The organism is Halorarum salinum (assembly GCF_013402875.1).
Taxonomy (GTDB): Archaea; Halobacteriota; Halobacteria; order Halobacteriales; family Haloferacaceae; genus Halorarum; species Halorarum salinum.
Map to the genome: position 1 here is coordinate 3,473,858 of NZ_CP058579.1, position 24,744 is coordinate 3,498,601.

Here is a 24,744-nt window from a genome sequence, read left to right on the forward strand (position 1 = left end):
CTCCGGGAGCCGAGCGACGGTTCCGCGACCGTCGCCGCACGGGTCGGCGTGCGGACCGCCGCGTCGTCCCGCGGGGTCAGTCGAGCACCAGCCAGGGGACGTCCACGAGCGCCGGGATGTGGGTCTCGACGTGGTGTTCCCACACGTCGTGTTCCCCGAACGCCTCGCCGTGGTCCGAGGTGACGACGACCCTGCCGTCGAGGTCGGTCGCGAGGTCGGCCGCCGCCTCCATCGCGAGCCGGAGGTTCTCCTCGTAGTACTGCTCTATCGTCTCCCTGAGCCCGCGGTTCCCGACGTCCAGTACGCTCCCGAGGTTCAACTCGACGAGCATGCCGAGCGCCATCGCCATCTGGCTCTCCCCCAATCGTCGCTCGACCCGCCGACGGAGCGAGTCCACGACCGGCCAGTCGCGGCCGGCGTCCGCGGGTTCCTCGTCCGGTTCGAGGACGCCCCCGCGGATGCGTTCGAGCTTCCGCCCGCGCCCGCGGCGGAGGTACGGCGCGTGCGGCTGGAGGTAGTGGACGACCATGCCGTCGTCGTCCCGGTCCTCGTCGAGCCGTTCGCGAGCGGCCGCGGTGACAGCCTCGGGGACGACCGCGCCGAGGTCGTCGTCCCAGTCGTCCTGCCAGAGGTCGACGACCTCCCCGATGTGGTCGGCGGCGGCCCACTCGTACTCGCACGACGCCCCCCACTTCAGTTCGCTCAGCGGGATGCCGAGGCTGTTGATGAACGGGTTCGCCGACAGATACGTCACGTCCGCGTGGTCGGTGAACGTCTTCGCGGCCCATTCGGGCGTCGCCGACCCGGGGCTCCGCCGCTTCTCCAGACTGCCGTCGAAGTACTCGTCGTACAGCTCCGCGAAGAAGTCGTACCGGCACGCGTCGAGCACGATGAGGTAGTCCCACTCCTCCTCGACGACGTTCTGGTCGGGAGCCTGCGCGGTCATCGGGTCCGTGTTCACACAGTCGGTATGTTATTGCTGTGGTTTCAGTGCACCTCGTTGATAGTTACGGCGCACCGGCCGTGAACGCGACGTTCGCAGGCGCCGACAGGCTCAGAACAGCCCGTAGCCGTCCACGACCTCCCGGTAGAGGTCGACGTACTCGCCGAGGACCGCGTCGTGGTCGTACGCGGCGAACCCCTCGTCGACGGCCTTCGACTCCAGGCCGCCGCAGGCGACGATCTCGTCCGCCAGTTCCCCGGGGCTCGTGACGAGTCGCCCCCGGTCGAGCCCCTCCACGAGTTCGTGGGCGCTCGATCCGGCCTGGTACTCCACGATGCCGATACAGCCGCACGCGAGCCCCCAGAGCAGTCCGGTCGCGAACGGCTCGTAGGTGGCCGTCTGGGCGAAGACGTGCGTGCCCTTGAGGATCGGCACGAACTCAGCGGGCGGCAGGTCACCGAGGAACGCCACCCGGTCGTCGATGCGGAGGTCGCGCGCGGTGCGCTCGGCGTCCCCGCGGGCGGGCCCGTCGCCGACGATCGCCGCGGTCCAGTCGCGGTCCCGCAGTTCCGCCAGCCCGAGCAGCAGCGTCCCGACGTTCGCGTCCCCGTCGAGCCTGCGGCGGTAGACGACGTCGAACTCGTCGCTGACCGGCGCGTCCCGCACGAGGTCGAAGTCGATGCTCTCGGGGACGACCCGGACGTCCTCGGCGGCCGCGCCGTACTCGCGGACCGCAGTGCGGACCGTCTCCGAGGGCGTGAACACGACGTCGGGCTTTCTCGCCGCCTTGCGGTACTGGCCCGACGAGCCGATCTCGGGGTCCCGTTCCCACCAGTCGACGACGACGGGGGTCCGGAGGAGGCGACCGGCGGTCCTGGCGGTCGCCGCGTGGGCCGGCGGCACGTTCACCGCGTGGATCACGTCGGGGTCGACCCGCCGGAGCGCGAACGGGAGCTTCGAGCGGAACGACCCGGACGAGGGGGTCTCGGTGACCGCACGGTACTCGACGCCCTCGCGCTCGAAGCGGTCGACGGCTCCCTCCCACCACTTGGCGCCGAGCCACACCGCGTCGTGGTCCCGCGCCGCGAGCCCCTCCGCGACGCGACGCGTCCGCCCGAGCGCCGGGCCCGTCCGGTGGTCCGGCGTGTACATCGAGACGAACGCGACTCGCATCCTATCCCGTCGCTCTCCACGGCGCGATAAAAATCCGTGTGGTCCGATTCTGGCGGTCGAAGGCTTGCGGAGGCGGGTACGATTCGGAGGTGACGACCGCGGAAGCCCCCGCGGCTCTCGGCTCGGGAGTCGAACGGTTCGCCGCCGAGTAGTCCCCGAACGTCCCGCCCAGTGGGCTGATCGGCCGTGCGAAGCGGCCTAACTACCGCTGTCGTCCGCGGCCGGTAGTCGGGGCCGCCGCCCCGGTGGACGGTCCGGATACATCGCCGTATGGGACGTGCCCCCGCTTGGCCACCCGAACGCTTTCCGTCCGTCCCGCGGTAGCAACCCACGATGAGCGACACCTCCGCCCCCGAGGAGGGGTACGACATCGAGCGGTACCTCAACGTCAGGAGCGCCCACTCGGCTGACTTCGCGCCCGACGGCGCCCTCGCGTTCCTGATGGACACGACCGGGACGCCGCAAGTGTGGACCGTCGAGGAGCCGGGCGCCTGGCCCGTCCAGCGGACGTTCTACGACGAGCGCGTCACGTTCGTCGACTGGTCGCCCGAGCGCCGGGAACTCGTGTTCGGCATGGACCAGGGCGGCAACGAGCGCGTCCAGCTCTACCGTCTGGTCCCGGACACGGGCCGGATCAGGAACCTGACCCAGCGGCCCGCGGCGAAGCACCGCTGGGGCGGCTGGCGGTCGGACGGCGACCGGTTCGCGTTCGCCTCGAACCGGCGAGACGAGGCCGCCTTCGACGTGTACGTCCAGGACCGGGACGCGGTGGGAAGCGACGCGGAGCGCGTGTACGAGGGCGACGGCTGGCTCTCGGTCGCCGGCTGGTCCCCCGACGACGGCCGGCTGCTCGTCCACGAGGCCCACTCCAGCTTCGACCACGACCTCCACGCGCTGGAGCTCTCCTCGAAGGAGTTCGTCCACCTCACGCCCCACGACGGGAACGCCCGCTTTCTCAGCCCCGAGTGGGGACCCGACGGCGACGCGGTGTACCTCTGTACCGACCGGGACGGCGACACCCTCCGGCTCGAACGGCTCTCGGTCGACACGGGGGAGCTGACGCCGCTCGTCGACGGCGACGGCTGGAACGTCGACGGCGTCGCCCTCGACGAGGACACGCGGCGACTCGTCTACTCCCGGAACGTGGACGGCTACACCGAACTGACGGTCGCGGACCTCGTGGCGACCGACGACGTCGAACCCCTCTCGGAACCCGACCTGCCGCGGGGGGTCGCCGGCGGCGTCTCCTTCGCCGACGACGGCGACCGGTACGCGCTCACGGTCACCGGGAGCACCGTCAACGCGAACGTCTACGTCGCCGGCACGGCGAGCGGGGCGACCGAACGATGGACGTACGCCGCCACCGCGGGCATCCCCGAGGACACGTTCGTCGAGCCGGAACTCGTCCACTACCCGACGTTCGACGACCGCGACGTCCCGGCGTTCTTCTCGCTCCCCGACTCGCCGCACGGGGACGGCGAAGGGGCTCCGGGCGGACGGGCGGCGGCCGAGGCGGCTCCGGGCGAGCAGCCGGCGGGCGACACCCCCGTGGTGGTGGACGTCCACGGGGGGCCCGAGAGCCAGCGGCGGCCGTCGTTCAACGGCGTGAAACAGTACCTCCTCTCGCAGGGGTACGCCGTCTTCGAGCCGAACGTTCGCGGGTCGTCGGGCTACGGGAAGGCGTACACCCACCTCGACGACGTGGAGAGGCGGATGGACTCGGTCGCCGACCTGCGGGCCGGCGTCGAGTGGCTCCACGACCACCCCGAGGTCGACCCCGACCGGATCGCGGTCATGGGGGGTTCCTACGGCGGCTTCATGGTCCTCGCGGCGATGACGGAGTACCCCGACCTGTGGGCGGCGGGCGTGGACGTCGTCGGCATCGCGAACTTCGTCACCTTCCTCGAGAACACGGGCGACTGGCGTCGGGAGCTACGGGAGGCCGAGTACGGCAGCCTCGAGGAGGACCGCGAGTTCCTCGAGTCCATCTCGCCGACCAACAACGTCGACGCCATCGCCGCCCCCCTGTTCGTCCTCCACGGGGAGAACGATCCGCGCGTGCCCGTCGGCGAGGCGGAGCGGATCGTCACGGGCGCCCGCGACCAGGGCGTCCCGGTGCGGAAGCTGATCTTCGAGGACGAGGGCCACGGCTTCTCCAAGCTGGAGAACCGCATCGAGGCGTACCGAGCGGTCGCGGAGTTCCTGGACGAACACATCTGAGCGCGAGCGGAGTTTCCCGACGAGGGGGGCTGGCGCGCGGACGAATGAGTTATACTTACCGAGCTATACCACCTGATTATCATGCCGGACACCCTGACCGACGCGCGCGTCCTCGTCGCGGTTCCCGACGGCGCCGAGGGGGCGCGGGCGGTGTCGGAACTCGGCGAGGAACTGGGGGTGGAACCCGTCCCGAAGCGAGGGGCCATGGCGACCGAGTACCTACGGGACCTCGCGCCGACCGTCGACTGTATCGTCTGTCTCTCGGACCGTGCCGAGTGGGTGAAGGACCTCTCCGAGGCGGCCCCGAGCGTTCCGCTCATCGTCTACGGGGACCACACGCCGCCGGCCCCCGTGGACGGGATCGTCGCCAGCGACGGGGGCATGGGAACGCTCTCGAAGCGGGTGGCCGACCAGATCCGGCGGAGCCGCGAGCGCGACCGGCTCGCGGAGGCGAACGCGAAGCTGACCGCGCTGGGCGCGTACTCCAGAGAGATCACGGCCTGCGAGTCGGTCGAGGAGGTCGTCGACAACGTCGTCGACGCGGTGACCGAGGCGCTCGCGTACGGCGAGTGCGTGCTCGCGCTCGCCGAGGGCGGCATGTTCGTGCCGTACGGCGACACCCTCCCGTACGAGCCGGAGATCACGCTGACGGTCGCGGAGGGCGTCGCCGGTCGGACCTACCAGACGCAGGAGTCCCAGCTCGTCGACAAGTACCGGACCGACCCGGACAGGAACCGGCGGGTCCCGAACGTCGGGTCGGTGGCGAGCATCCCCATCGGTGACCACGGGGTCCTGCAGGTCACCACCGAACGGACGGACGCGTTCGACGAGCGCGACCTGGAGTTCCTCGAGATCGTCGGGTCGCACGCGCGGGAGGCGCTCTCCCGGCTCCGCCGGGAATCGGTGCTCCGCGTCGAGCGCGACCGGCTCCACGCCTTCTTCGAGGGGCTCCCCGCCCCGACGGTGTACGTCGAGGCGGAGGCCGGGGACCCCCCGGTACTCGCGGACGCCAACGCCGCCTACGACGCGGCGTTCCCGGACGCCCCCGTCGGCGAACCGGTCGAGACTGCGTTCCCGACCGAGTGCGAGCGCCGGCTGTACTGCGAGTCGATCCGGTCGGAGGGTTGTCGGAGCGTGACCGTCCGCCGGGAGACGGCGGCCGGCGGGACCGAATCGATGACGCTCGCGTTCTTCCCGGTCCAAACGCCCGGGATCGAGGCCGCCGGCTTCGGCGTGTACGTCTCGGACGTGAGCCTCCCGTAGCCCGGTTCCCCGTCGCGGGACGTCCAGAACCCGTCGCTCTCCGCCGTTTTTCGAGGGGTTTCGGAGGCCGGGGGTCGGCCGCTACCGGGTCCGAACGACGACGGTGTCGGCGACGAACGTCACGATCAGGCCGACGAGGTACGGGATGCCGATGCCCAGTTGGTCCACGACGCGGAGCACGTTCCGGATCGCGGACGCGCCGTACTCACAGTCGGTCCCGTCGTCCCCGACCACGACGACGTCCATCATGCCCTCCCGGGCGTCTGGCCTGACTCGCCCTCGAAGTAGATGAAGTAGCCGAACTGGAGGAGGAGGAACGCCGGCGTGAGCAGGAGGACGGCGCCCGCGGCCCCGCCGTCGCCCGCGAGGCCGACTCCGATCCCGACGACGACGATGCCGAGCACCGCCGCGACGACGCCGATGAGTATCGAGCCGATGACGAACGCGACGATCCGCGCGCCGAACACCTCGCCGTGGGCGTCCATCCGCGGTTGGGACGGCTCATGGCGGGCCGGTACCCGTCGGGAAACGAAGTCGTTACGGAGACGTAACCAGTCGGCGTGCTCCGGGCCAGGTGGACGACACGAAAGTCCGTTAGAGTCAAACGGTCCGCCTCCGATGTTTTCGGCATGAGCACCCAGGAACGGGAGGAGCGGACGATCCGCTGTCTCATCGCCAAGGTCGGCCTCGACGGGCACGACCGGGGCGCCCACGTCATCTCGCGGGCGTTCCGCGACGCCGGCTTCGAGGTCATCTACTCCGGGCTCCACCGGGCGCCCGACGAGATCGTCCAGGCGGCCGTCCAGGAGGACGTCGACGTGCTCGGCATCTCCATCCTGTCGGGCGCTCACAACACGCTGGTGCCGAAGATCGTCGCCGGCCTGGAGGAGTACGACGCGTTCGAGGACACCCTCGTGCTCGTCGGCGGCATCGTTCCCGACGACGACCGGGAGGAGCTGCTGGAGATGGGCGTCTCGGCCGTGTTCGGCCCCGGCACCCCGATGGAGGAGACCATCGAGTTCGTCCGCGAGAACGTCCACGAGCGGAAATGAGCCCCGCGAGTTCCGGCGGCGAGCCGGGGGGAGCGACCGCCGAGTCCGAACTCGTCGGGGAGCTCCTGGCGGGGAAACACCGCGCGCTCGCCCGCGTCATCTCGAAGATCGAGGACCGCGCTCCGGGCTACCGCGACATCGTCTCGGAGCTTCACCGGCACACGGGCCACGCCGAGGTCATCGGCGTCACCGGCTCCCCGGGCGCCGGCAAGTCCACGCTGGTCGACAAACTGGCGAAGGCGTACCGCGACCGGGGCGAGACCGTCGGCATCATCGCCGTGGATCCGTCCTCCCCGTTCACTGGCGGCGCGGTGCTGGGCGACCGCATCCGGATGGGCTCGAACGTCGGCGACATGGACGTGTTCGTCCGGTCGATGTCGGCCCGCGGCACGCTCGGTGGGCTCTCGACGGCCACCGCGGACGCGGTGAAGGCGCTCGACGCGTTCGGCAAGGACAAGGTCATCATCGAGACGGTCGGCGCCGGCCAGAACGAGGTGGACGTCGTCCGCACCGCGGACACGGTCTGCGTGCTCGTCCAGCCGGGTTCGGGCGACGACGTGCAGATGCTGAAGGCGGGCATCCTCGAGATCGGCGACGTGTTCGTGCTCAACAAGGCCGACATGGACGGCGCCGAGCGCACCGTCGCCGAACTGGAGGAGATGATCCACATGCGCGAGAACCCGGCTGCGAACCTCGCCACGGGCCACCACGGGCCGGTCGACGAGGACGAGATGGCCGAGGTCGCCATCGACGACGCGGACGGGGAGGCGTGGGACCCCGAGGTGGTGGAGACCGTCGCGACCGCCGGCGAGGGGATCGACGACCTGCTGGAGGCGCTCGCGGCCCACCGGACCTGGCTCGAGGAGAGCGGCGCGCTCTCGACGAAGGCCCGCGACCGCTACGCCGAGGAGATCCGACAGCTCCTCCGGTCGGACGCCGCCTCGCTGCTGGAGGAGGAACTGGACGAACGTGGCGGCGTGGACGCGCTCGCCGAGCGGGTGGTCGACAGGGAGACGGACCCGTACAGCGTCGCCGCCGAGGTGATCGGGCCCGTCGCGGACTGCGTGCGCGACGAGCGGGAGTAGTCGGCGAGGTTCGTCGTCGTGTTTTCGCAGTCGCCCTGATTGGCACCCCTGAACGCTCTTGCAGCCCCCGCCTTCAAAAGCGGCTCGTTTCCGTAGAGCAGTTCTCGAAAGCCCCCGCGGCGCTCGGCTCGGGGGACCACGCCTGCGCTCCTCGTTCCGTTCGCTCCGCTCACTCCACTGCGGTGCTCGTCCCTCGCACGAGCGGCCGCGCGGAGCGTGGCCGCCGCGCGCCACGTGGTTCAGTGCGGTGGCGCGTGCCGGCGGGCACGGAGGCCCGCCGGACGCGCGCGGGGGACGAGCGGGCGAAGCGAGCGAGTCGGCTGGGGAGGATGTGGTGCGGTGGGCGGGACTGAAAGGGGCCGCGGCGCTCGGCGCTGGCGGACCCGTCAAGCACCGCAGGGAGGCGAGCGAAGTGAGCCGACCGAGGAGCGCAACGATGCCCCGGAGTCGAAACCCGCGGGGGCTTTCGGGAACAGTGCTGCGACGACTGAACCAGTCCACGTGCCGAGCGCCGCGGAGGCTATCGGAGCGTACTTTGCGACGACCGAACCAACTCACTGACCGACCCGCCGGCCGAACTAAGTCTCTCGCGGCCGAACACGGGGACATGAGCCTCCGCTCGAAGCTATCGACCGCCGCGAAGGCCACCCTCGTCGGCGCGGGCGTCGCCGTCGCAGCCACCCGGACGCTCCGCGAGAGGGCGGGCGAACTGGAACCGGCCCTCGACGGCCGGCAGGGGACGTTCCGCTGGCGCGGGATGGACGTCGCGTACACGGAGGCCGGCGACCCCGACGCCGAGACGATCGTGCTGCTCCACGGGATGAACGCCGCCGCCAGTTCGGGGGAGTGGCGCGAGACGTTCCCGCTGCTGGCCGAGGAGTACCACGTCGTGGCGCCGGACTTCCCCGGGTTCGGGCGCTCCGACCGGCCGCCGCTCCGCTACTCGGCGGCGCTGTACGAGGACTTCGTCCGGGACTTCCTGAAGGAGTTCGAGGAGCCCCGCGTCGTCGCCTCCTCGCTGTCGAGCGCGTACGTCGCGGCCGTCGCCGACCGGGCGGACGTGGCCGACCTCACGCTCGTCTGCCCGACGGCCGTCGGCGGCCCGGAGCCGTCGAACGGCTGGATCCGCGGCGTCGTCCGGGCGCCGATCGTCGGCGACGCCGTCTTCGCTCTGCTCACCACGCGGGCCGCCATCCGCTACTTCAACGCCGACCACGGCTACTGGGACCCCGCGAAGGCCGGCGAGGACTGGCCCGACTACGAGTGGCGGACGGCCCACCAGGCGAACGCCCGGTTCGCGCCCGCCGCGTTCCTCTCGGGCGACCTCAACAGCGACCTGGATCTGGGGTCCACGCTCGCCGACCTCGACGCGCCGGTGACCGTCGTCTGGGGACGGGAGGCCGACCTCCCGCCGCTCTCGGAGGGACGCGACCTCGCCGAGCGCGCCGACGCCGAACTCGTCGTCTTCGACGACACGATGCTGCTTCCCCACGTCGAGTTCCCCGTCCAGTTCGCGGACACCGTGCGGGGGATCAGACCGGACGAGTCGGTGCGGGCGGAGGCGGACGAGTAGCCTCCCCCGCGGTGGACGGAGCAGTCACCGCCGCGGTGGAACGGCGGGAGAAACGGATCCGGTCGAACGTGCGACGTCGACTCAGGCGGGACGGAAGACGACGAGCGGGCGGTCGCCGGGGCCGTCCGGTTCCACGTCCGCGCGCACCTCGTCCCCGACGGCGACCTCGTCGGCCGCGACCTCGCGGAGGACGCCAGTGAGACGGACCGGCCCGAAGTCGACGACCGCGGTCACGTAGGGCGTCTCCCCGGCGAACGCCGGACCGGCGACGTGGACCTCCGAGAACGTGGCGACGGTGCCCGTCCCCGGGAGGCTCCGCTGGGTCAGGTCCGTGTCCCCGCACTCGGGGCACACCCGGCGCGGGGGGAGCGACCCGTGGCCGTTCGCACACTCCAGGTAGAACCCGTTCCGATCGAGCGCGGCGACCCACTCCTCGTAGGTCGGTCCGTCGGGCCGGTCGACCCCTTCGGTTCCGCTCATTCTGCCACCTCCAGCACGTGGACGACGGCGCTCGCGACCGTCCCGCCTGCGTTGTGGGTGAGCCCGACGGTCGCGTCGGGCACCGCGTCGCTGTTCGGGTGGTCCCCGCGGAGCAGCCGGGTCATCTCCGCTAGCTGGGAGCCGCCCGTGGCGCCGACCGGGTGCCCCTTCGCCTTCAGGCCGCCCGAGAGGTTCACCGGGAGGCGGCCGTCGCGGGTGGTCTCCCCGCGCCGCGCCGCGCCGATCCCCTCCCCCGGTTCGTAGAACCCGAGCGCCTCGATGGCCAGCACCTCCGCGATGGTGAAGCAGTCGTGCACCTCGGCGACGTCCACGTCGCGGGCGGTGATCCCGGCGTCGTCGTACGCCTCGTCGGCGGCGTCGGCCGCGGCGGGGGTCCGGGCCATGTCGGCGCGGTCCTGGAGCGCCGCGCGGTCGCCGCCCTGGCCGGTCCCGGTGACCGCGACCGGGGCGTCGAGGTCGTGCTCTGCGGCGTAGGACTCCGAGACGAGGACCACGGACGAGGCGCCGTCGGTGATGGGGCAGGCGTCGAACAGGCCGAGGGGGGACGCGACGACGGGCGCGTCGAGCACCTCCTCGACCGAGACCGCGCGCTGGTACTGTGCGTACTCGTTGACCAGCGCGTTCGCGTGGTTCTTCGAGGCGACGTGGGCGAGGTCCTCGCGGTCGCCGCCGTAGCGGTCGAAGTACGCGCGGGCCATCAGCGCGTAGGCGCCGGGGAAGGTGACGCCCGCGCGGACCTCGAACAGTTCGTCGGCGGCGACGGCCAGCGACTCGGTGACTTCCGCGGTCGAGAGGTTCGTCATCCGCTCCATCCCGCCGGCGAGCACCACGTCCGCCTCGCCCGACCGGACTGCACGGACGGCCTCGCGGATGGCGACGCCGGCGGACGCGCAGGCCTCCTCGTACCGGGTCCCGGCACACCGGAGGCCGGCGGCCTCGACCATCAGCGGCGCCTGGTGGCCCTGCCGCTCCGCGAGCGCCCCCATGAAGTTCCCGTAGTTGAGGTGTTCGACGTCCTCGCTCGCCACCCCCGCGTCCGCGAGCGCGGCGAGGGCGGCCTCCGCGAACATGTCCCGGCCCGCCCGTCCCTCGTGCGTGCCGAACGGCGTGAGGCCGACGCCCGCAACTCGGACTCCTGTCATGGGGGTTAGTTGGGCCCGGAGCGGCTAAAGGCCTGCCGGAGTCACGGCCTCTCGACGGGGTTCGCCGGAATCAGTACTCGGATCGAGGTAGTCGTTCGGCCCCTCGGGCGGGCGCGTTCCGGGGGATCCGCGTCGGACTCGATCCACGTCGGACCGGACCCGCCTCGGACCCGATTCGCGTCGAACAGCCCCCGCGTCGGCCCGGGCCACGCCCGCGTCCCCGTCGGCAGCTATATCGTCCGTGCGTCCGAACCCGGCGGAAACCGTGCACAGGAGGGAACTCGAAGTTCGGGGGGCTTCCGTCGGCGAACTGCCGGGGATGCTCCACGAGGAGTTACGAGCGGAGCGGAAGGGGAGCGTCGACCGGTACGACGGCGACGGGTTCGACCTGATCGTGGTCGAACGGTACTACCTGCGGAACAACTCGGACCAGCAGGCGACGATACTCCTCGACCGAACGGCCGAGGAAACGTCCCGGGTCGCGATCTTCTCGGGGGGCGGCGGGACCGGACTCCTCCAGATCAGCCTGGGCTCCCACTCGTCACAGACGGAGCGGCTCGCGGACCGGATCGTCTCGATCTGCGGGTCGGAGGAGTTCGACCTGGAAGTAGTGGAGTAGTTCCGGCGGGAAAACGAGATAACGCGCCCTACCGGACGAGCAGATCCTCGCCGCGCTCGACGGTGATGCTGCACGGCGGGGACATCTTGTTGTACGCGCGGCGGAACGCCTCCTTCACCGCGTCGGCGTCCTCCACCCGGACGTAGGCGGTGAAGACGACCTCGTTCGCGTGGATTCGCGCGGCGGTGCCGACGGGCTTGCCGAACGCCTGGCGCATCCCGTCGGAGACGCGGTCCGCGCCCGCGCCGGTCGCCTGCTTGTTCTCCCGGATGACCTGGTGGGGGAACTTGCGGAGGACCATCTTGTACCCCTCCTCGCCGATCTCGGTGAGGAGGTGGCGGTTGGCCGACAGGCGCGCGGACTCCAGCGAGCCGTGGCGGATCTGGACGTCCTCGTCGACGCGGAGCGAGATCTCGACCGGGTAGTCCTCGGGGCCCGTCTGCAGGTTACCCATGTTGTGCTGGGCGATCTTCGAGCCGGGGATCCCGGTGATGTACTCCCGCCGCGTGTACGACGGCTTGTCGATCTTCCGGTACATGGAGGCCGGTTTGTCTGACATGGTTACTTGGGCGGAACGAGGGCGGTGGCGCGAATAAAGCCTTCGAAGCCCGCTCCCCGTCGTGAACGCCGGAGGCCCCACCGTTCGCCGTCTCATCCCCGCCCGCTCTCGTCGCGGTCCACGCCGTCCGCTCCACCCGCTCCGTTCGCGTCCCGCTCTGCGCCCTCGTCGTCTCCCTCGGTCGGGCGGGAGCCGTCCGCGACGAGGCGGTCGACGGCGACGAGTTCGAGCCCCTCCTCCGCCAGGAGTTCCTTCGCGCGCGCCGTGACGGATGGGGCGACGAGCACGCCGGCGACCGGGGTGCCGTCGGGCTCCTCGCGTTCGACGGCGCTCACGTACCGCCCCAACTGGCCGACCGCGTCGGGTCCGACCCGCCGTCGTTTGAGCTCCACGACGACGGGGTTCCCGTCGGCGTCGACGCCGAACACGTCGACCGGACCGGCGTCGGTCTCGCGCTCGGTCTCCAGCGGCTCGAACCCGTCGGCCACGAGCGACGGCACCTCCAGCACGCGGGCCTTCAGGTCGGCCTCGCTCCCGACGACCTCGACACTCCGGCCGCCGGTGACCGCGTACGCCGCCAGGTGCTCGACGGTCGAGAAGCGGACTTCGAGCGTCTCGGCGGGGTTCGTCCGGACGCTGCGGACGCGGAGGCGGCCGTCGCGCACCGCCGCGTGGTGCTCGCAGCCCGGCGGCTGCCAGTTCACCGGCGTCCGTCCCTCGTCGGTGTGGACGAGCGCGGTCCCGTCGGGTTTCAACACCAGCAGGCGCGCGCCGGGACCGAGCGAGGACGCCGCCCGCCCGTCGTACTCCACCGTACACTCGCCGAACACGGAGACCGTGTCCCCGCGGGCGAAGGCCGCCTCGAGTTCCCACAGCGTCTCTCTGTGGCTCGGTTCGTGGAGGCTGACGACCGTCATGGGTTCGCGCCCCCCGAACCGGGTCGACGCGGACGGATCCGACGGGCGTACCGACCGACCGGATTCACGGCGTGACGGTTCGCGCCGCGGGGCGAAAAACGGAGCGTTCGCTGTTCCGACCGCTGCGCGGGTCGCGTCGGCCCGGTCGCGGTAGCGCGTCGGTCAGCCCACGGAAGCGGCCGACTCCGAGCTGGGTCAGTTCCCGTTGCACCGCACATCGAGGTGATCGACGGAGCCGGGGCTCGAAGGCGTGGCGTCGAAAGAAACCGGTTCGGTCGGTGCCCGTGGCCGGGCGTCGATGCCGGGTTACAGGCGCTCGAGGTTCGTCGCGCGCGGGCCCTTCGGAGCCTGTTCGATGTCGAACTCGACCTCCTGTCCCTCTTCGAGGTCCGGACCGCCGATGTCCTCCATGTGGAAGAACACGTCGTCGTCCGCGTCGTCGGTGCTGATGAAACCGTAGCCGCCGGTGTCGTTGAAGAAGTCGACCTTCCCTTTCGCCATACCGGGTAGTGTGGCCGGTTATGTATAACCTTTCCGAGACGCCGTTCCGGCCGCTCGTCGGTCGGATTCGATAAAACTGATGCCGTTCCCGTCGCGAGGCGACGGGGTCGCCCCGATTACAGGCGCTCGAGGTTCGTCGCGCGGGGGCCCTTCGGGGCCTGTTCGATGTCGAACTCCACTTCCTGGTCCTCTTCGAGGTCCGGACCGCCGATATCCTCCATGTGGAAGAACACGTCGTCGTCCGCGTCGTCGCTCGAAATGAAACCGTAGCCGCCAGTGTCGTTGAAGAAATCAACGTTTCCTTTCGCCATTGCAATCTAACGAAGTCCGCCCGAAGGGATAAGACTTCGTTATTCCGTTCACCCTACGGCCGATATCCAGCACGAATATCCATATCCCCTCGGATCAAGTGTTCGAACGTGCGTATCCGATTCGATACGCCAGGTTTCCGACCGGCCCCAGGGTCCGAACCCGGGAAACCGTCGGATCGGAGATTCCGGAGGCTGACGGCGCGGACGGGCGTCCCGCCCGGTGTCGACGACCGTCGTCGATATCGGAACGGACGCTCGACGTACGGAGGCCGCCAGGGTAACGGAGGCCGGACCGCACGGTTACGGAGACTGGAGCACACGGTAACAGAAGCAGGGGCGTCGACCCGTTCCTCGAGGGGTGCGATCCGGAGTTCCCGGCGTTCCTCACCCGGTCGTCCGGGAGGTCGTCGCCTTCGATCGCCCCGCGACGGGCGGCGACGTGAACCCCGCCGGGATCGGTTTCGTCGACGCCACCCGGAGAGGACCCGTCGCGCGGTCGCGCGCACCGGTACGGCAACGTGCGCCCGGAACCGCGACGCTAGCGGTCGGCCCCCTCGTCCGTCTCCGACTCGTCGTCGGCCGACCCCTCCCCGGGGGTCTCCTCGCCGTCCCCCTCCTCTTCCGCCTCGTCCCTGGGGGTGCCGCTGTCGGCGCTCTGAGTCCCCAGGTTCTCGCTCCCCTCCTCGACCTGGTCGGGGTCCTGGTCGACCCGCTCCATCTCGGACTCGATCTCGGCCTCGCGCTCCGCTTCCCGCTCGCGCGCTCGGTCCTGGTCGTCCTCAGCCATGGTGTCTCACCGTCCCCAGTTCGACTTCCATCCACTTCAACGGCCGGGCGAACCGGCCGCCGGTCGAGGATCGAGCGCCCGCCGAGCCGGATGGGCGGACGCGCCGCCGCCGTCGGAGACGCGGATTTCCGTGGACCACGGCGTCGTCCCGTCGCCGGCATAAATGGACGATCGTCGAGCGATGAACGGAACGTTGTTCGTTCGGTCACGACGTAACCGTTCAGACATCCTTACCAGCACGTAACTAACCGTTACGTCGACCCGATAGGGACGCGTTAATATCATTTCTTACCTGTCATGAGTGGCGATCCGGCGCGGGAAATCGCGGTCGTCGTCGGAGGAGGGGAACGAGGAGTACGTTCGGGTTTCGTTCCGGAAGGTACCAATAACGAAACCGACCGGAGGCCATGTACGGGACGCGATGCGAAAACACACCACCACGCGGCGGCGAGTCGTAAGAGGAGTCGGAGCCATCGGCGTCGCTAGCTTCGTCGGCGGCGTCGCCGTCACCGCACAGGAGGACGGAGGCGATCAGGGTTCCGCGGTCCGCGTCGTACACGCGTCGCCGGACGCGCCGAACGTCGACATCCGTCTCAGCGCGGCCGACGACGGCGCCGCCGGTGACGGAACCGAAACCCCCGGCGATGGCGGGAACGGCGAGGCCACCGCCGAAATCGAAGGGCTCGGGTTCCGGGACGTGAGCGGCTATACGGAGCTCGACCCGGGGACCTACCGTGTGCAGGTCGTGGCCGCGGGCGACGAAGGGGTGTTGGAAGGCATCCTGGACGACTTCCTCGACGGCGACGGAGGGGGAGGCGGGGAGGACGGCGAGACGGTCGTCTTCGACGAGGAGGTCGACGTTGAGGAGGGCACGACCTACACCGCGGTCGCCTTCGGCGAGGTCTCACGGGGACCGGCGTCCGGAGGCGACGGCGGGGGCGACGACGGCGGTACGGCCACCGAGACGGACGAGGACTCGGGGGAGGACGGCACCGGCGAACAGGGGACCTCCGGCCAGGGGTTCCAGGTCGAGGTGCTCGAGGACGACATCAGCGACCCCGGCGAGGACAACTCCCGGGTGCGGATCTTCCACGCGGTCCCGGACGTCGAGGCCGTGACCATCGCGACGGCCGGCGGCGGGGACGGCGGGGGCGGCGAGGGCACCGGAACGCCCGAGGACGACGGAGCGCTCGGTGACGGCACCGGGACGTCCGGCGCCGACGGCGCGGGCGGCGAGACGCTCGTCGACGAGCTAGCGTACGGCGAGTCCGAGACCGTCGAGGTCCCGCCCGGCGACTACACGGTCCGGATCAGCGAGGCGGGTGACGACGCCGGCGCCGACATGGGGGAGGGCGGCAACGTCCAGGAGGCGGAGCTCTCCACCGAGGGGAGCACCGCGTACAGCGCGTTCGCGCTCGGCTACTTCGACCCCGAGTCCGCGGGCGGCGAGGACGGAGGCGACGGAACCGAGACGCCCGACGGCGGCGACGGTGGCGGGGACGGCTCCGGGGAGGAGTTCGAACTCGTCGTCGTCGAAGACTCGCAGGGCGGCGAGCGGTCCGACGGGGGGACCGACGGCCTGCTGTAGGTGAAGGCGCCGTCCCCACGTAGTCGGTCGACGTGGCCGGGCCACGGACTCCGACCGACCGCGGAACGCGCGATGCGGCGTCCGGCGTGCGTCCATGGACCACGGACCCGTGGCCGCGCCGGTTCGCGCTCCGCGGCGTACATCCCCCACCGCGTACTCCCTCCACTTTCCCCTCTCCACTTCCCCCTCTTCGCGTCCTCCCCCCTACTGCTATTCTCCGCCGGTCGAGTTCGGATCGGTCGATCGGCCGTACAGTTTGGTGAGTGGCGTGGCCGTGACGCCGTGGACCAGGACCGAACTCGCGACGACGAGGCTGGCCGCCGGCCAGATCACCTCGTGGCCGACGACCGGTGTCCGACCGTCGCGTAGAAGACGGCCGCGACGCCGATCGGACCGAACCACGCCGCGAAGCCGGCGTCCCGCGTTCGCCCGACCGGGCCGCCGACGTGCCGGAACACGATCATCATCGGCGCGCGCCGCAGGAGCAGCACGCCCGCGGCGAGGGCGATCCCGGCCCACCCCAGCGCCCGCCACTGCCCCCACGGCAGCGTCACGCCGAAGAGGACGAAGATCGGGAAGGTGAACAGTCGGAGCACCGTCTCCTGTACCTTCTGCTCGTCAGTCTCGTCGCCAGGGTTCGCGAACCGGTTGAACGCCATCCCGGCGACGAACGCCGCGAGGATGCCGTCGCTCCCCAGCAGTTTGACGCCGCCGAGGACGGCGAACGTGAACGCGACGGTCACGCTGAGCAGCGACGTCTCCTCCAGGAACTCGTGTTCGCGGGACTTCGCCTCCACCGCGCCCGCCGCCGCACCGACCGCCGCGCCCGCCACCAGGGCGAATCCGACCTCCCACAACAGCGTCCCGAGCACCCAGTCGACGACCGCTCGCCGGGGAGAGTGCTCGAGCAGCAGGATCGGAAGGAAGACGAGCGGGTACGCGAGCCCGTCGTTGGCGCCCGATTCGGCGCTGAGGAGGTTCCGGACCGGCGCCGGGATGTTCTCCTCGGCGACGTTCCCCGTCACGATCGTCCCGGCGAGCACCGGATCCGTGGGCGTGACGATCGCGCCGACGAGGAGCGCGATCCGGACGGGGACGTCCAGCAGCACGTACACGAGCAGTCCGCCGACGAGCCACGTGGCGACCATCCCCGGGACGAGGACGGCCCCCATCGACCGGAGGTGGTCCCGGAAGTACCGCCGGGGCAGTCGGAGCGCGGCCGCCATGACCGCGAGCCCCACCGTCAGTCGCGCGAACTGCTCGACGAGGACGAACGGCTCGTTCGGGCCCGAGAGGCCGAGCACGCCGAGTCCGACGGGGCCGACGACGACGCCGAGGAGCACCGCCGTCATCGGCTCCGAGAGGACGTACACCCTGTTCCGCATGTACCCGGCGACGAGGCTCAACACGAGCGTGAGATCGCCGATCGTGACGAGCGCGACGTTCAGCTCCTGCATGGGTATCGGCGGGGCGTTCCCGGCGCGACCGGTCGACGTTCGTGGATCCGTCCCGGACCACGGAAAAGGGAGGGGCTGCGATGTCCGGCCGGGGTCCCCGACGCCGTCTCCGGCCCCCGCGCTGCCGGCTAGTCGGCTCTGAACTCGGCCAGCACGTCGGGGTCGATCTCCACGCCGATCCCCGGACGGTCGGGGATCGGAACGGACGTCCCGTCGAGTTCGACCGGGTCGACCGCGAGTTCGTCGCGGATCGGGTTGGGCGTCCGGTCGAACTCCAGCATCGGGTCGCCGGGGATCGCCGCGAGGGCCTGCAGGCTGGCCGCGAGCGCGACCGCGCTCCCGAAGACGTGGGGCAGACACTGGACGTTGTGAGCGGCCGCCAGCGCGGCGATGCGTCGGGTGGCGGTGAGCCCCCCGGCGCTGGTCACGTCGGGCTGTGCGTACGCGACGCCGCCGCGGCGAACCACCTCCTCGAACCCGCCCTCGAACGCCCAGCACTCGCCGCCGGCGACCGGCACCTCGATCGCCGCGTTCAGGTCCACGTAGCCGTCGAGGCGTCGCGGCTCGATCGGCTCCTCGAAGAAGTGGACGTCGAAATCGGCGAGCGCGTGGCCGACCCGTTCGGCGGTCGCCCGGTCGTAGGCGTGGTTCGCGTCGGTCGCCAGCAGCACGTCGTCGCCGACGGCCTCGCGGATGGCCCGCACGAGTTCGACGTCCTCCTCCCAGCCGTACGGGAACTCCGGGTGGCGGGTCATCCCGATCTTGTTCTTGAGCGCCCCGAACCCCGCCTCGACGTGTCCGACCGCCTCCTCGACGACGGACTCGCGCACCGCCTCGAAGGAGTCCACGTCCGGCCAGAAGTGTCCGGTCGCGTACGCGGGCACCGCCTCCCGGCGACGGCCCCCGAGCAACTCGGCGGCGGGGACCCCGAGTCGCTTCCCGTACAGGTCCCAGAGCGCGATGTCCACGCCGCTCAGCGCGCTCACCGGCAGATACGAGTGGTAGGAGGAGCGGAGCGCGAACCGCAGATCGTCGTGGACCTGTTCGACCCCCTCGACCTCCCGGCCGCGCAGCCACGGGGCGACGTACTCCTCGATCACCTCGCGGTTGCCCGCGACCGGCCCCCAGCACTCGCCCCAGCCGACCGTCCCGTCTGCGGCCGTCACCCGGACGAGACAGTACTCGCGGCTCCCGATCCACTTCTGGGCGTTGGCGAACCGGCCGTCCAGCTCCCGCCGGATCGGCACCGCCTCGACGTCCTCGATCTCCATGTGTCGGCGTCACACGGATCCGTACTGAAGGTTTTGTTCGGTGAGGCGGTCCCGCTCCGCTCGCTCGTAGTGTCGTCGCCAAAAGCGAATGCCGCCTCCCCGATTTGAACGGGGGACAGCTCGATCTTCAGTCGAGTGCTCTCCCAGTCTGAGCTAAGGCGGCCCGTTCGATTCGACTCCGGCGACCGGAAAAAGGGTTTCGAAACGCCCCGCCGTCAGGCGACCTGCCGCCGTTCCGTGAAGGTGAGCGTCACGTCCTCGGACCGCACCGTCGTCCGGATGGTCACCCAGCCGCCGTTCTGCCGGGTCCGGTACCCGTCGCTGTAGGAGAGCTCCACACGCTTGGTGGCGCTCACGGCGTCCGTCGCCTCCATGGTCCCGATGTCCTCCTTGCCCTGCCAGACGCGGTCGTCGGAGTCGGTCGAGTTGCCGGCGAACATCTTGACGTACACCACCACGTCGTTCGCCCGCTCGTCGCGGTTGTTCGTCAGTTCCACCGTGACGTCCCGGCACGTCCGCCCGCACTCCGCGATCTCGGTCACCTCGAAGTAGTACGCCGGGAGGTCGTCGCCGTCGGAGGCGGTGCCGCTCCCCCCGTCGTCGCTCCCGGACCCGCCTCCGTCGACGGGCGTGCCGGTCGGATAGTCGCCGAGTTCCTCCTCGTCGCCGCCCGAGTCGAACGGCCCGACGCCGGCGATGAACGCCCCCGCGACGCCGGCCCCGACCATCAGGACCACCGCGACGCCGACGAGAACGAGTCGCATACTCATCAGTCCCGTCCCCCCGTCTTACGTCCCATCGACGCGGCGTTTATTCCGCGGGGTGAAAGGTCTGATGAGTGATTCGCTGACTCGTTCGACCGCTTCCCCGTCGGGGGACGCGGCCGGCGTCCGGCCGCGGGGCACCGCCCCGAACCTCGTCCCGGCCGTCCGGGCCGAACCGCCACTCGACATCGAACCGGTCACCTAACGCATCGAAACGGTCTTCTCGCCCGTCTCCGAACTTTCGCCGTGAACTGGCCGTACCGGTACACGGCACTCTCGCTCTGTACGCTCGCCTTCTTCGGCACGATGGTCGCGCGGCTGGTCATCAGCCCGATCGTCCCGGACCTCACCGCCGAGTTCGAGGTCTCCAACGGGACGGTCGGCCTGGCGCTCTCGGGGATGTGGGTTGCGTACGCGTTCTCGCAGTTCCCCAGCGGCGTCCTGGGGGACCGTCTGGGCGAGCGCACGGTCATCCTCGTGGCGGTCGGCGGGACCGCGGCGACGAGCGCCGGCCTCGCGGTCGCTCCGTCGTTCCCGCTCTTCCTCCTCTCGACGGTGTCGCTCGGCGCGGCCGCCGGTCTCCACTACAGCGTCGCGACGACGTTCCTCACCCGCCAGTTCGACGACATCGGTCGCGCCATCGGCGTCCACGTCGCGGGCGGGCCGCTCGCCGGCCTGCTCGCGCCCCCCGCTGCCGCCGTCGTCGGCGCGCGCTACGGCTGGCGGGCGGCCATCGCCCTCGGCGCGGTCGTGGCGGTCCCCGTGTTCGTCGCGTTCGCGCTCTCGATCCGGCCGACCGACCCCCGGCGCCCCGACCAGCCCGTCCGGGAGCGGTTCGAACTCGCCCCGCTCGCCGAACTCCTCTCGCGGCCCGAGATCCGGTACACGACCGCGCTGGCGATCGTGGGCGCGTTCACCTGGCAGGCGACGGCCTCGTTCCTCCCGACCTTCCTCGCCGCGCACCACGGCCTGTCGACGACGGCCGCGGGCGTCCTCTTCTCGGTCTACTTCGTCGTCCACGGCGCCTCCCAGCCGGTGCTGGGGAGCCTCTCGGACCGCCTCTCGCGCGAGTCGGTCGTCCTCGGAACGATGCTGCTGGGGATCGTCGGCTACGGCGTGCTGGTCGTCGGCGACCGGCCGGGCGTCGTCCTGGCGGGAGTGCTCTGTGTCGGCGTGGCGATGAGCTGGGGCGCGCCCCTCCAGTCCCGGTTCATGGACGTGCTCTCGGAGGCCGAGCGGGGGGCCGGGTTCGGGCTGGTCCGGACCGCCTACATGACGCTCGGCGCGACGGGAAGCGTCGTCGTCGGCACGGTCGCGGACCTGGTCGGCTGGTCCGCGTCCTTCGGCCTGCTCTCGGCCGTCATGGCGCTGGGGGCCGCAGCCGTCGCCGGAAACCGGGCGCTCGGGCTGGGCTACTGACGGGTGACGCCCCGGCCGCGCTGCCCGGCGGACCGATTCGGGTCGGATCGGCGCTCGCGACTCCGTCTCCACGTTATACGGGCCTGGGGCCCCAATCCGCGGGCGTGACCAACACCGACCGCGTCGCGATCCTCGGCGGGACGTTCACGCCGATCCACCACGGCCACCGTGCCCTCCTGCACGGGGCGTTCCAGACCGCCAGCCACGACGGCGACGGGGACGGGCACGTCGTCGTCGCGCTCACGTCGACCGACCTCGCCGAGCGGACGCGAAGCGACCCGTCCCACGCCGAACTGCTCGGCCCGTTCCGGGAACGGCGCGAGAGCCTCGACGCGGAACTCGACCGCCTGGGCGACGCCTACTCGGCGTCGTACGAGATCACCGAGCTGGAGGACGCGTACGGCCCCGCCGCCACCCGGGAGGACGTCGACGCGCTCGTCGTCTCCCCCGAGGCGGAAGCCCAGCGCCGCGCCCACGAACTCAACGATCGGCGGGCGGAGGACGGCCTCCGGCCGCTCGAGATCCACGTCTCCCCGTTCGTCATCGCCGAGGACGGGGCGAGGATCAGCAGCACCCGCATCCGGAACGGCGAGATCGACGCTCACGGGCGGGTTCTGGACGGCTCCGGGTGAGTTCCCGTCGTCGCTAGGGTGCCGGATCCGAGACCGTCGAACCGCTGCCGTGAGCGACCGTCCCGGGCGAGGCCGAAGCGGGCTCGGGCGGAGTCGAACCACGCCGGGACGTGCTCGATTCGCTGCGCGCGCCTCGTCTCCTTCGACTCCTCGTCCGCCACACGGCCGCCGCCGCTTCCTCGCTTCGCTCGTCGCGGTGGCGGCGGTAGAAGTGGGCTCGGGCGGAGTCGAACCACCGATCTCTTCCTTGTAAGGGAAGCGTCATAACCGCTAGACCACGAGCCCGTACCCGAACGAACCGGACCGGGTCGAATAACGCTTGTCCTTTCCGGCCCGCGGCGATACGCTTTCCACGGCCGAGCGCGAAACCCGACCGTGGATCGCCGTCGCCCCGTCGCCGTCGTGCTCGTCGCGCTCGCGGTCAGCCTCGCGGGCGTGCTCGCGTTCGCGCCCGGTCTCCTGATGCAGACGGGCGAGTACGAACGCACCACCGTCACCGCCGTGGACGCGAACGGCACCGAACTCGCGACCGTCGACATGCGCGTGGCCGACACGTACTCGAAGCGCTACACCGGCCTCAGCGACACCGAATCGCTCCCCGAGGGCGAGGGGATGCTGTTCGTCCACGACGGCGAGGGCCAGCACGACTACGTGATGCGCGACATGGACTTCCCCATCGACATCGTGTTCGTCGCGGAGAACGGGACGGTCACGCGGATTCACAACGCGGAACTCCCGCCGGAGGGGACGAGCGGCGGCGACCTCACCCGGTACTCCGGGACTGGGAAGTACGTCCTCGAGGTGCCGTACTGCTACACGAACCGGACCGGGATCGACGAGGGCGACCGCATCGTGGTCGAGGGCGACTACTAGGAGCCGGACCATTTCGATTCGAAGCGAACCCTTTAGGGTGGCGGATTCGTCCAGTCCGAGCGATGAGTCACCCCGCCGACGAGGACGATCCCTTCGAAGACGTCCGCGAGCGGACGGACAACGCCATGCGACGGCTGTTCGCCGAGTACGGACGCGACAACTGGTACCAGTTCACCGTCGGACTGGTCGCCAGCGTGTTCGCGCGCGTGCTCGATCTGTTCCCCCCGCTCGTGCTCGGCGTCGCCATCGACGCGCTGTTCAACCCCGACGCGGAGATCACGTACGCCGAGGCGGCGGCCGACCTGCTCCCGGGAATCGGCCCCGCGACGATAGCGAGCGTCCTCCCCGCGGGGAGGCAGGCGCAGTTCGAGTTCTCCATCGCGCTCATCGCGCTGGGCTTCTTCGGCGGCGCCGCCTTCCACTGGTCGCGCAACTGGGGCTGGAACTCCTTCGCCCAGAACATCCAGCACGACATCCGCGTGGACACCTACAACAAGATGCAGCGGCTGAACATGGACTTCTTCGCCGACAAGCAGACCGGCGAGATGATGTCCATCCTCTCGAACGACGTGAACCGGCTGGAGCGGTTCCTCAACGACGGGATGAACTCCTTCTTCCGGCTGTCGGTGATGGTCGTCGCCATCGCGACGATCCTCTTCACGATGAACTGGCAGCTCGCGCTGGTCGCGCTCGTCCCCGTCCCGCTCATCGCCTTCTTCACCTGGAAGTTCATCGAGACCATCCAGCCGAAGTACGCCGACGTGCGCTCGTCGGTCGGCGCGCTGAACTCGCGGCTGGAGAACAACCTCGGCGGCATCCAGGTGATCAAGACGTTCAACACGGAGGACTTCGAGTCCGACCGCGTCGACGACGTGTCGATGGACTACTTCGACGCGAACTGGGACGCCATCGGGACGCGCATCAAGTTCTTCCCCGGCCTGCGGGTCATCGCTGGCGTCGGCTTCGTCCTCACGTTCCTCGTGGGCGGCCTCTGGGTGTTCTCGGGGGCGCCGTGGTTCTTCACGGGCGAACTCGCGCTCGGCCAGTTCGTCATCTTCATCACGCTCACCCAGCGGTTCATCTGGCCGATGGCCCAGTTCGGACAGATCATCAACATGTACCAGCGGGCGCGCGCCTCCTCCGCGCGCATCTTCGGGCTCATGGACGAGCCCTCCCGGATCGCCGAGGACCCCGACGCCGACGAACTCGTCGTCGGGGACGGCGACGTCGCCTACGACGACGTCACGTTCGGCTACGACGAGTCCGAGACCATCGTCAAGGACGTGAGCTTCGAGGTCGAGGGCGGTGAGACGCTCGCGCTCGTCGGCCCGACCGGCGCCGGGAAGTCGACCGTCCTGAAGCTCCTCCTCCGCATGTACGACGTCGACGAGGGGGCGATCACCATCGACGGGCAGGACCTCCGGGACGTCACCATCCCGAGCCTCCGCCGGCAGGTCGGCTACGTCAGCCAGGAGACGTTCATGTTCTATGGCACGGTCCGGGACAACATCGCCTACGGCACGTTCGGGGCCGACGACGAGACGGTCGTCGAGGCCGCCAAGGCGGCCGAGGCCCACGAGTTCATCTCCAACCTTCCGGAGGGGTACGACACCGAGATCGGCGAGCGCGGCGTGAAGCTCTCCGGCGGCCAGCGCCAGCGGCTCTCGATCGCCCGCGCGGTGCTGAAGGACCCCGAGATCCTCGTGCTCGACGAGGCGACCTCCGACGTGGACACCGAGACGGAGATGCTCATCCAGCGCTCGCTCGACCAGCTGACGGAGGACCGGACGACGTTCGCCATCGCACACCGGCTCTCGACCATCCGCGACGCGGACCAGATCCTCGTGCTGGAGGACGGCCGAGTCGCGGAGCGCGGGGAACACGAGGAGCTCCTCGAACGCGACGGCCTCTATGCGCACCTGTGGGGCGTGCAGGCGGGCGAGATCGACGAACTCCCCCAGGAGTTCATCGACCGCGCAGCCCGCCGCGCCTCCCGGACCGAGGCCGAGACGGACGACGACTGATCCGGTCGGGCGGGACGGGCCGCACGAACCGTTTTATCCGAAACCGGGGCCAGACACCCCGATGGCATAG

The 24,744-nt window shown here is 70.5% G+C and carries 26 protein-coding genes and 2 tRNA genes; 12 read left to right on the forward strand and 16 right to left on the reverse strand.

Going from position 1 to position 24,744, the window contains the following annotated elements:
• Window positions 1–76: 76 nt before the first annotated feature.
• Both HUG12_RS17580 and HUG12_RS17585 read right to left on the reverse strand, forming a co-directional pair.
• Window positions 77–946, reverse strand: coding sequence for an alkaline phosphatase family protein (locus tag HUG12_RS17580; protein ID WP_179270686.1), 870 nt, complete (start codon window positions 944–946; stop codon window positions 77–79).
• Window positions 947–1,054: 108 nt separating this feature from the next.
• Window positions 1,055–2,116 carry a glycosyltransferase family 4 protein gene (locus HUG12_RS17585; RefSeq protein ID WP_179270026.1) on the reverse strand — a complete coding sequence of 354 codons (1,062 nt, stop codon included), beginning with the start codon at window positions 2,114–2,116 and terminating at the stop codon, window positions 1,055–1,057.
• Window positions 2,117–2,449: 333 nt separating this feature from the next.
• Here HUG12_RS17585 and HUG12_RS17590 point away from each other — a divergent pair, with 333 nt between their 5' ends.
• On the forward strand, window positions 2,450–4,336 hold the full coding sequence (locus HUG12_RS17590; RefSeq protein WP_179270027.1) for a S9 family peptidase: 1,887 nt from the start codon (window positions 2,450–2,452) through the stop codon (window positions 4,334–4,336).
• A gap of 81 nt (window positions 4,337–4,417) precedes the next feature.
• Complete coding sequence (locus HUG12_RS17595) at window positions 4,418–5,599, forward strand: GAF domain-containing protein (protein ID WP_179270028.1); 1,182 nt, start codon at window positions 4,418–4,420, stop codon at window positions 5,597–5,599.
• 81 nt (window positions 5,600–5,680) lie between these two features.
• Here the strand turns inward: HUG12_RS17595 and HUG12_RS17600 are convergent, their stop codons facing one another.
• Window positions 5,681–5,845 (reverse strand): RDD family protein, encoded by a 165-nt coding sequence (locus HUG12_RS17600; protein WP_179270029.1) that lies wholly within the window; start codon window positions 5,843–5,845, stop codon window positions 5,681–5,683.
• Window positions 5,845–6,084 (reverse strand): RDD family protein, encoded by a 240-nt coding sequence (locus HUG12_RS17605; RefSeq protein WP_179270030.1) that lies wholly within the window; start codon window positions 6,082–6,084, stop codon window positions 5,845–5,847. Before HUG12_RS17605 ends, HUG12_RS17600 begins: the two co-directional genes overlap by 1 nt.
• A 144-nt stretch (window positions 6,085–6,228) precedes the next feature.
• Between HUG12_RS17605 and HUG12_RS17610 the strand changes: the two genes are divergently transcribed.
• From HUG12_RS17610 to HUG12_RS17620, 3 genes are all read left to right on the forward strand, one after another.
• On the forward strand, window positions 6,229–6,651 hold the full coding sequence (locus tag HUG12_RS17610) for a cobalamin B12-binding domain-containing protein (RefSeq protein WP_179270031.1): 423 nt from the start codon (window positions 6,229–6,231) through the stop codon (window positions 6,649–6,651).
• The gene (gene meaB / locus HUG12_RS17615; protein WP_179270032.1) at window positions 6,648–7,736 is read left to right on the forward strand and encodes a methylmalonyl Co-A mutase-associated GTPase MeaB; all 1,089 of its coding nucleotides are present in this window, start codon (window positions 6,648–6,650) and stop codon (window positions 7,734–7,736) included. The genes HUG12_RS17610 and meaB overlap by 4 nt, the downstream gene beginning before the upstream one ends.
• 607 nt (window positions 7,737–8,343) lie before the next feature.
• Window positions 8,344–9,309: an alpha/beta fold hydrolase gene (locus tag HUG12_RS17620; protein WP_179270033.1), complete on the forward strand. Its 966-nt coding sequence runs from the start codon at window positions 8,344–8,346 to the stop codon at window positions 9,307–9,309.
• A gap of 81 nt (window positions 9,310–9,390) precedes the next feature.
• On the opposite strand, the gene HUG12_RS17625 is transcribed toward HUG12_RS17620, so the two are convergent.
• The gene (locus tag HUG12_RS17625; protein WP_179270034.1) at window positions 9,391–9,789 is read right to left on the reverse strand and encodes a Zn-ribbon domain-containing OB-fold protein; all 399 of its coding nucleotides are present in this window, start codon (window positions 9,787–9,789) and stop codon (window positions 9,391–9,393) included.
• Window positions 9,786–10,952, reverse strand: a complete 1,167-nt coding sequence (locus HUG12_RS17630) for a thiolase domain-containing protein (RefSeq protein ID WP_179270035.1) — start codon at window positions 10,950–10,952, stop codon at window positions 9,786–9,788. The genes HUG12_RS17625 and HUG12_RS17630 overlap by 4 nt, the downstream gene beginning before the upstream one ends.
• 265 nt (window positions 10,953–11,217) lie before the next feature.
• Between HUG12_RS17630 and HUG12_RS17635 the strand changes: the two genes are divergently transcribed.
• Window positions 11,218–11,571, forward strand: a complete 354-nt coding sequence (locus HUG12_RS17635; protein WP_179270036.1) for a hypothetical protein — start codon at window positions 11,218–11,220, stop codon at window positions 11,569–11,571.
• A 28-nt stretch (window positions 11,572–11,599) separates the two neighbouring features.
• Here HUG12_RS17635 and HUG12_RS17640 read toward each other — a convergent pair whose 3' ends face one another.
• The 5 genes from HUG12_RS17640 to HUG12_RS17660 form a co-directional block, all read right to left on the reverse strand.
• On the reverse strand, window positions 11,600–12,130 hold the full coding sequence (locus tag HUG12_RS17640; protein ID WP_179270037.1) for a 50S ribosomal protein L16: 531 nt from the start codon (window positions 12,128–12,130) through the stop codon (window positions 11,600–11,602).
• A gap of 92 nt (window positions 12,131–12,222) precedes the next feature.
• Window positions 12,223–13,047 (reverse strand): endonuclease NucS, encoded by an 825-nt coding sequence (nucS, locus tag HUG12_RS17645; RefSeq protein WP_179270038.1) that lies wholly within the window; start codon window positions 13,045–13,047, stop codon window positions 12,223–12,225.
• Between the two features lie 306 nt (window positions 13,048–13,353).
• Entirely contained in the window at window positions 13,354–13,548 is a 195-nt protein-coding gene (locus tag HUG12_RS17650) for a cold-shock protein (RefSeq protein WP_179270039.1), read from the reverse strand.
• A 116-nt stretch (window positions 13,549–13,664) separates the two neighbouring features.
• Window positions 13,665–13,859 carry a cold-shock protein gene (locus HUG12_RS17655; RefSeq protein ID WP_179270040.1) on the reverse strand — a complete coding sequence of 65 codons (195 nt, stop codon included), beginning with the start codon at window positions 13,857–13,859 and terminating at the stop codon, window positions 13,665–13,667.
• A 538-nt stretch (window positions 13,860–14,397) separates the two neighbouring features.
• A complete protein-coding gene (locus HUG12_RS17660) occupies window positions 14,398–14,646 on the reverse strand; it encodes a hypothetical protein (protein WP_179270041.1) in 249 nt (82 codons plus the stop codon).
• 421 nt (window positions 14,647–15,067) lie between these two features.
• On the opposite strand from HUG12_RS17660, the gene HUG12_RS17665 reads away from it, so the two are divergent.
• The gene (locus tag HUG12_RS17665) at window positions 15,068–16,234 is read left to right on the forward strand and encodes a DUF4397 domain-containing protein (RefSeq protein ID WP_179270042.1); all 1,167 of its coding nucleotides are present in this window, start codon (window positions 15,068–15,070) and stop codon (window positions 16,232–16,234) included.
• A gap of 329 nt (window positions 16,235–16,563) precedes the next feature.
• On the opposite strand, the gene HUG12_RS17670 is transcribed toward HUG12_RS17665, so the two are convergent.
• From HUG12_RS17670 to HUG12_RS17685, 4 genes are all read right to left on the reverse strand, one after another.
• Window positions 16,564–17,691 carry a cation:proton antiporter domain-containing protein gene (locus HUG12_RS17670; protein WP_218836347.1) on the reverse strand — a complete coding sequence of 376 codons (1,128 nt, stop codon included), beginning with the start codon at window positions 17,689–17,691 and terminating at the stop codon, window positions 16,564–16,566.
• Between the two features lie 128 nt (window positions 17,692–17,819).
• A complete protein-coding gene (locus HUG12_RS17675; RefSeq protein ID WP_179270043.1) occupies window positions 17,820–18,962 on the reverse strand; it encodes a mandelate racemase/muconate lactonizing enzyme family protein in 1,143 nt (380 codons plus the stop codon).
• 89 nt (window positions 18,963–19,051) lie between these two features.
• Window positions 19,052–19,125: transfer RNA gene (locus tag HUG12_RS17680), tRNA-Phe, on the reverse strand.
• Window positions 19,126–19,177: 52 nt separating this feature from the next.
• Window positions 19,178–19,732 carry a hypothetical protein gene (locus HUG12_RS17685; RefSeq protein ID WP_246308085.1) on the reverse strand — a complete coding sequence of 185 codons (555 nt, stop codon included), beginning with the start codon at window positions 19,730–19,732 and terminating at the stop codon, window positions 19,178–19,180.
• A gap of 64 nt (window positions 19,733–19,796) precedes the next feature.
• Between HUG12_RS17685 and HUG12_RS21915 the strand changes: the two genes are divergently transcribed.
• From HUG12_RS21915 to HUG12_RS17695, 3 genes are all read left to right on the forward strand, one after another.
• On the forward strand, window positions 19,797–19,931 hold the full coding sequence (locus tag HUG12_RS21915; RefSeq protein ID WP_281362310.1) for a hypothetical protein: 135 nt from the start codon (window positions 19,797–19,799) through the stop codon (window positions 19,929–19,931).
• A 41-nt stretch (window positions 19,932–19,972) separates the two neighbouring features.
• Window positions 19,973–21,145 (forward strand): MFS transporter, encoded by a 1,173-nt coding sequence (locus HUG12_RS17690; protein ID WP_179270044.1) that lies wholly within the window; start codon window positions 19,973–19,975, stop codon window positions 21,143–21,145.
• 104 nt (window positions 21,146–21,249) lie between these two features.
• Window positions 21,250–21,777 carry a phosphopantetheine adenylyltransferase gene (locus HUG12_RS17695; protein ID WP_179270045.1) on the forward strand — a complete coding sequence of 176 codons (528 nt, stop codon included), beginning with the start codon at window positions 21,250–21,252 and terminating at the stop codon, window positions 21,775–21,777.
• A gap of 212 nt (window positions 21,778–21,989) precedes the next feature.
• Here the strand turns inward: HUG12_RS17695 and HUG12_RS17700 are convergent.
• Window positions 21,990–22,062 (reverse strand) — tRNA-Val (locus HUG12_RS17700).
• Window positions 22,063–22,152: 90 nt separating this feature from the next.
• On the opposite strand from HUG12_RS17700, the gene HUG12_RS17705 reads away from it, so the two are divergent.
• Both HUG12_RS17705 and HUG12_RS17710 read left to right on the forward strand, forming a co-directional pair.
• A complete protein-coding gene (locus HUG12_RS17705; RefSeq protein WP_246308086.1) occupies window positions 22,153–22,650 on the forward strand; it encodes a DUF192 domain-containing protein in 498 nt (165 codons plus the stop codon).
• A gap of 62 nt (window positions 22,651–22,712) precedes the next feature.
• Window positions 22,713–24,674 carry an ABC transporter ATP-binding protein gene (locus HUG12_RS17710; RefSeq protein ID WP_179270046.1) on the forward strand — a complete coding sequence of 654 codons (1,962 nt, stop codon included), beginning with the start codon at window positions 22,713–22,715 and terminating at the stop codon, window positions 24,672–24,674.
• Window positions 24,675–24,744: the final 70 nt, after the last annotated feature.

Excerpts from the sequence above, each read along its gene's own strand:
- HUG12_RS17580 (WP_179270686.1), bottom strand. The coding sequence starts at position 946 with ATGACCGCGCAGGCTCCCGACCAGAACGTCGTCGAGGAGGAGTGGGAC.
- HUG12_RS17585 (WP_179270026.1), bottom strand. The coding sequence starts at position 2,116 with ATGCGAGTCGCGTTCGTCTCGATGTACACGCCGGACCACCGGACGGGC.
- HUG12_RS17590 (WP_179270027.1), top strand. The coding sequence starts at position 2,450 with ATGAGCGACACCTCCGCCCCCGAGGAGGGGTACGACATCGAGCGGTAC.
- HUG12_RS17595 (WP_179270028.1), top strand. The coding sequence starts at position 4,418 with ATGCCGGACACCCTGACCGACGCGCGCGTCCTCGTCGCGGTTCCCGAC.
- HUG12_RS17600 (WP_179270029.1), bottom strand. The coding sequence starts at position 5,845 with ATGGACGTCGTCGTGGTCGGGGACGACGGGACCGACTGTGAGTACGGC.
- HUG12_RS17605 (WP_179270030.1), bottom strand. The coding sequence starts at position 6,084 with ATGGACGCCCACGGCGAGGTGTTCGGCGCGCGGATCGTCGCGTTCGTC.
- HUG12_RS17610 (WP_179270031.1), top strand. The coding sequence starts at position 6,229 with ATGAGCACCCAGGAACGGGAGGAGCGGACGATCCGCTGTCTCATCGCC.
- meaB (WP_179270032.1), top strand. The coding sequence starts at position 6,648 with ATGAGCCCCGCGAGTTCCGGCGGCGAGCCGGGGGGAGCGACCGCCGAG.
- HUG12_RS17620 (WP_179270033.1), top strand. The coding sequence starts at position 8,344 with ATGAGCCTCCGCTCGAAGCTATCGACCGCCGCGAAGGCCACCCTCGTC.
- HUG12_RS17625 (WP_179270034.1), bottom strand. The coding sequence starts at position 9,789 with ATGAGCGGAACCGAAGGGGTCGACCGGCCCGACGGACCGACCTACGAG.
- HUG12_RS17630 (WP_179270035.1), bottom strand. The coding sequence starts at position 10,952 with ATGACAGGAGTCCGAGTTGCGGGCGTCGGCCTCACGCCGTTCGGCACG.
- HUG12_RS17640 (WP_179270037.1), bottom strand. The coding sequence starts at position 12,130 with ATGTCAGACAAACCGGCCTCCATGTACCGGAAGATCGACAAGCCGTCG.
- nucS (WP_179270038.1), bottom strand. The coding sequence starts at position 13,047 with ATGACGGTCGTCAGCCTCCACGAACCGAGCCACAGAGAGACGCTGTGG.
- HUG12_RS17650 (WP_179270039.1), bottom strand. The coding sequence starts at position 13,548 with ATGGCGAAAGGGAAGGTCGACTTCTTCAACGACACCGGCGGCTACGGT.
- HUG12_RS17655 (WP_179270040.1), bottom strand. The coding sequence starts at position 13,859 with ATGGCGAAAGGAAACGTTGATTTCTTCAACGACACTGGCGGCTACGGT.
- HUG12_RS17660 (WP_179270041.1), bottom strand. The coding sequence starts at position 14,646 with ATGGCTGAGGACGACCAGGACCGAGCGCGCGAGCGGGAAGCGGAGCGC.
- HUG12_RS17665 (WP_179270042.1), top strand. The coding sequence starts at position 15,068 with ATGCGAAAACACACCACCACGCGGCGGCGAGTCGTAAGAGGAGTCGGA.
- HUG12_RS17670 (WP_218836347.1), bottom strand. The coding sequence starts at position 17,691 with ATGCAGGAGCTGAACGTCGCGCTCGTCACGATCGGCGATCTCACGCTC.
- HUG12_RS17675 (WP_179270043.1), bottom strand. The coding sequence starts at position 18,962 with ATGGAGATCGAGGACGTCGAGGCGGTGCCGATCCGGCGGGAGCTGGAC.
- HUG12_RS17685 (WP_246308085.1), bottom strand. The coding sequence starts at position 19,732 with ATGAGTATGCGACTCGTTCTCGTCGGCGTCGCGGTGGTCCTGATGGTC.
- HUG12_RS21915 (WP_281362310.1), top strand. The coding sequence starts at position 19,797 with ATGAGTGATTCGCTGACTCGTTCGACCGCTTCCCCGTCGGGGGACGCG.
- HUG12_RS17710 (WP_179270046.1), top strand. The coding sequence starts at position 22,713 with ATGAGTCACCCCGCCGACGAGGACGATCCCTTCGAAGACGTCCGCGAG.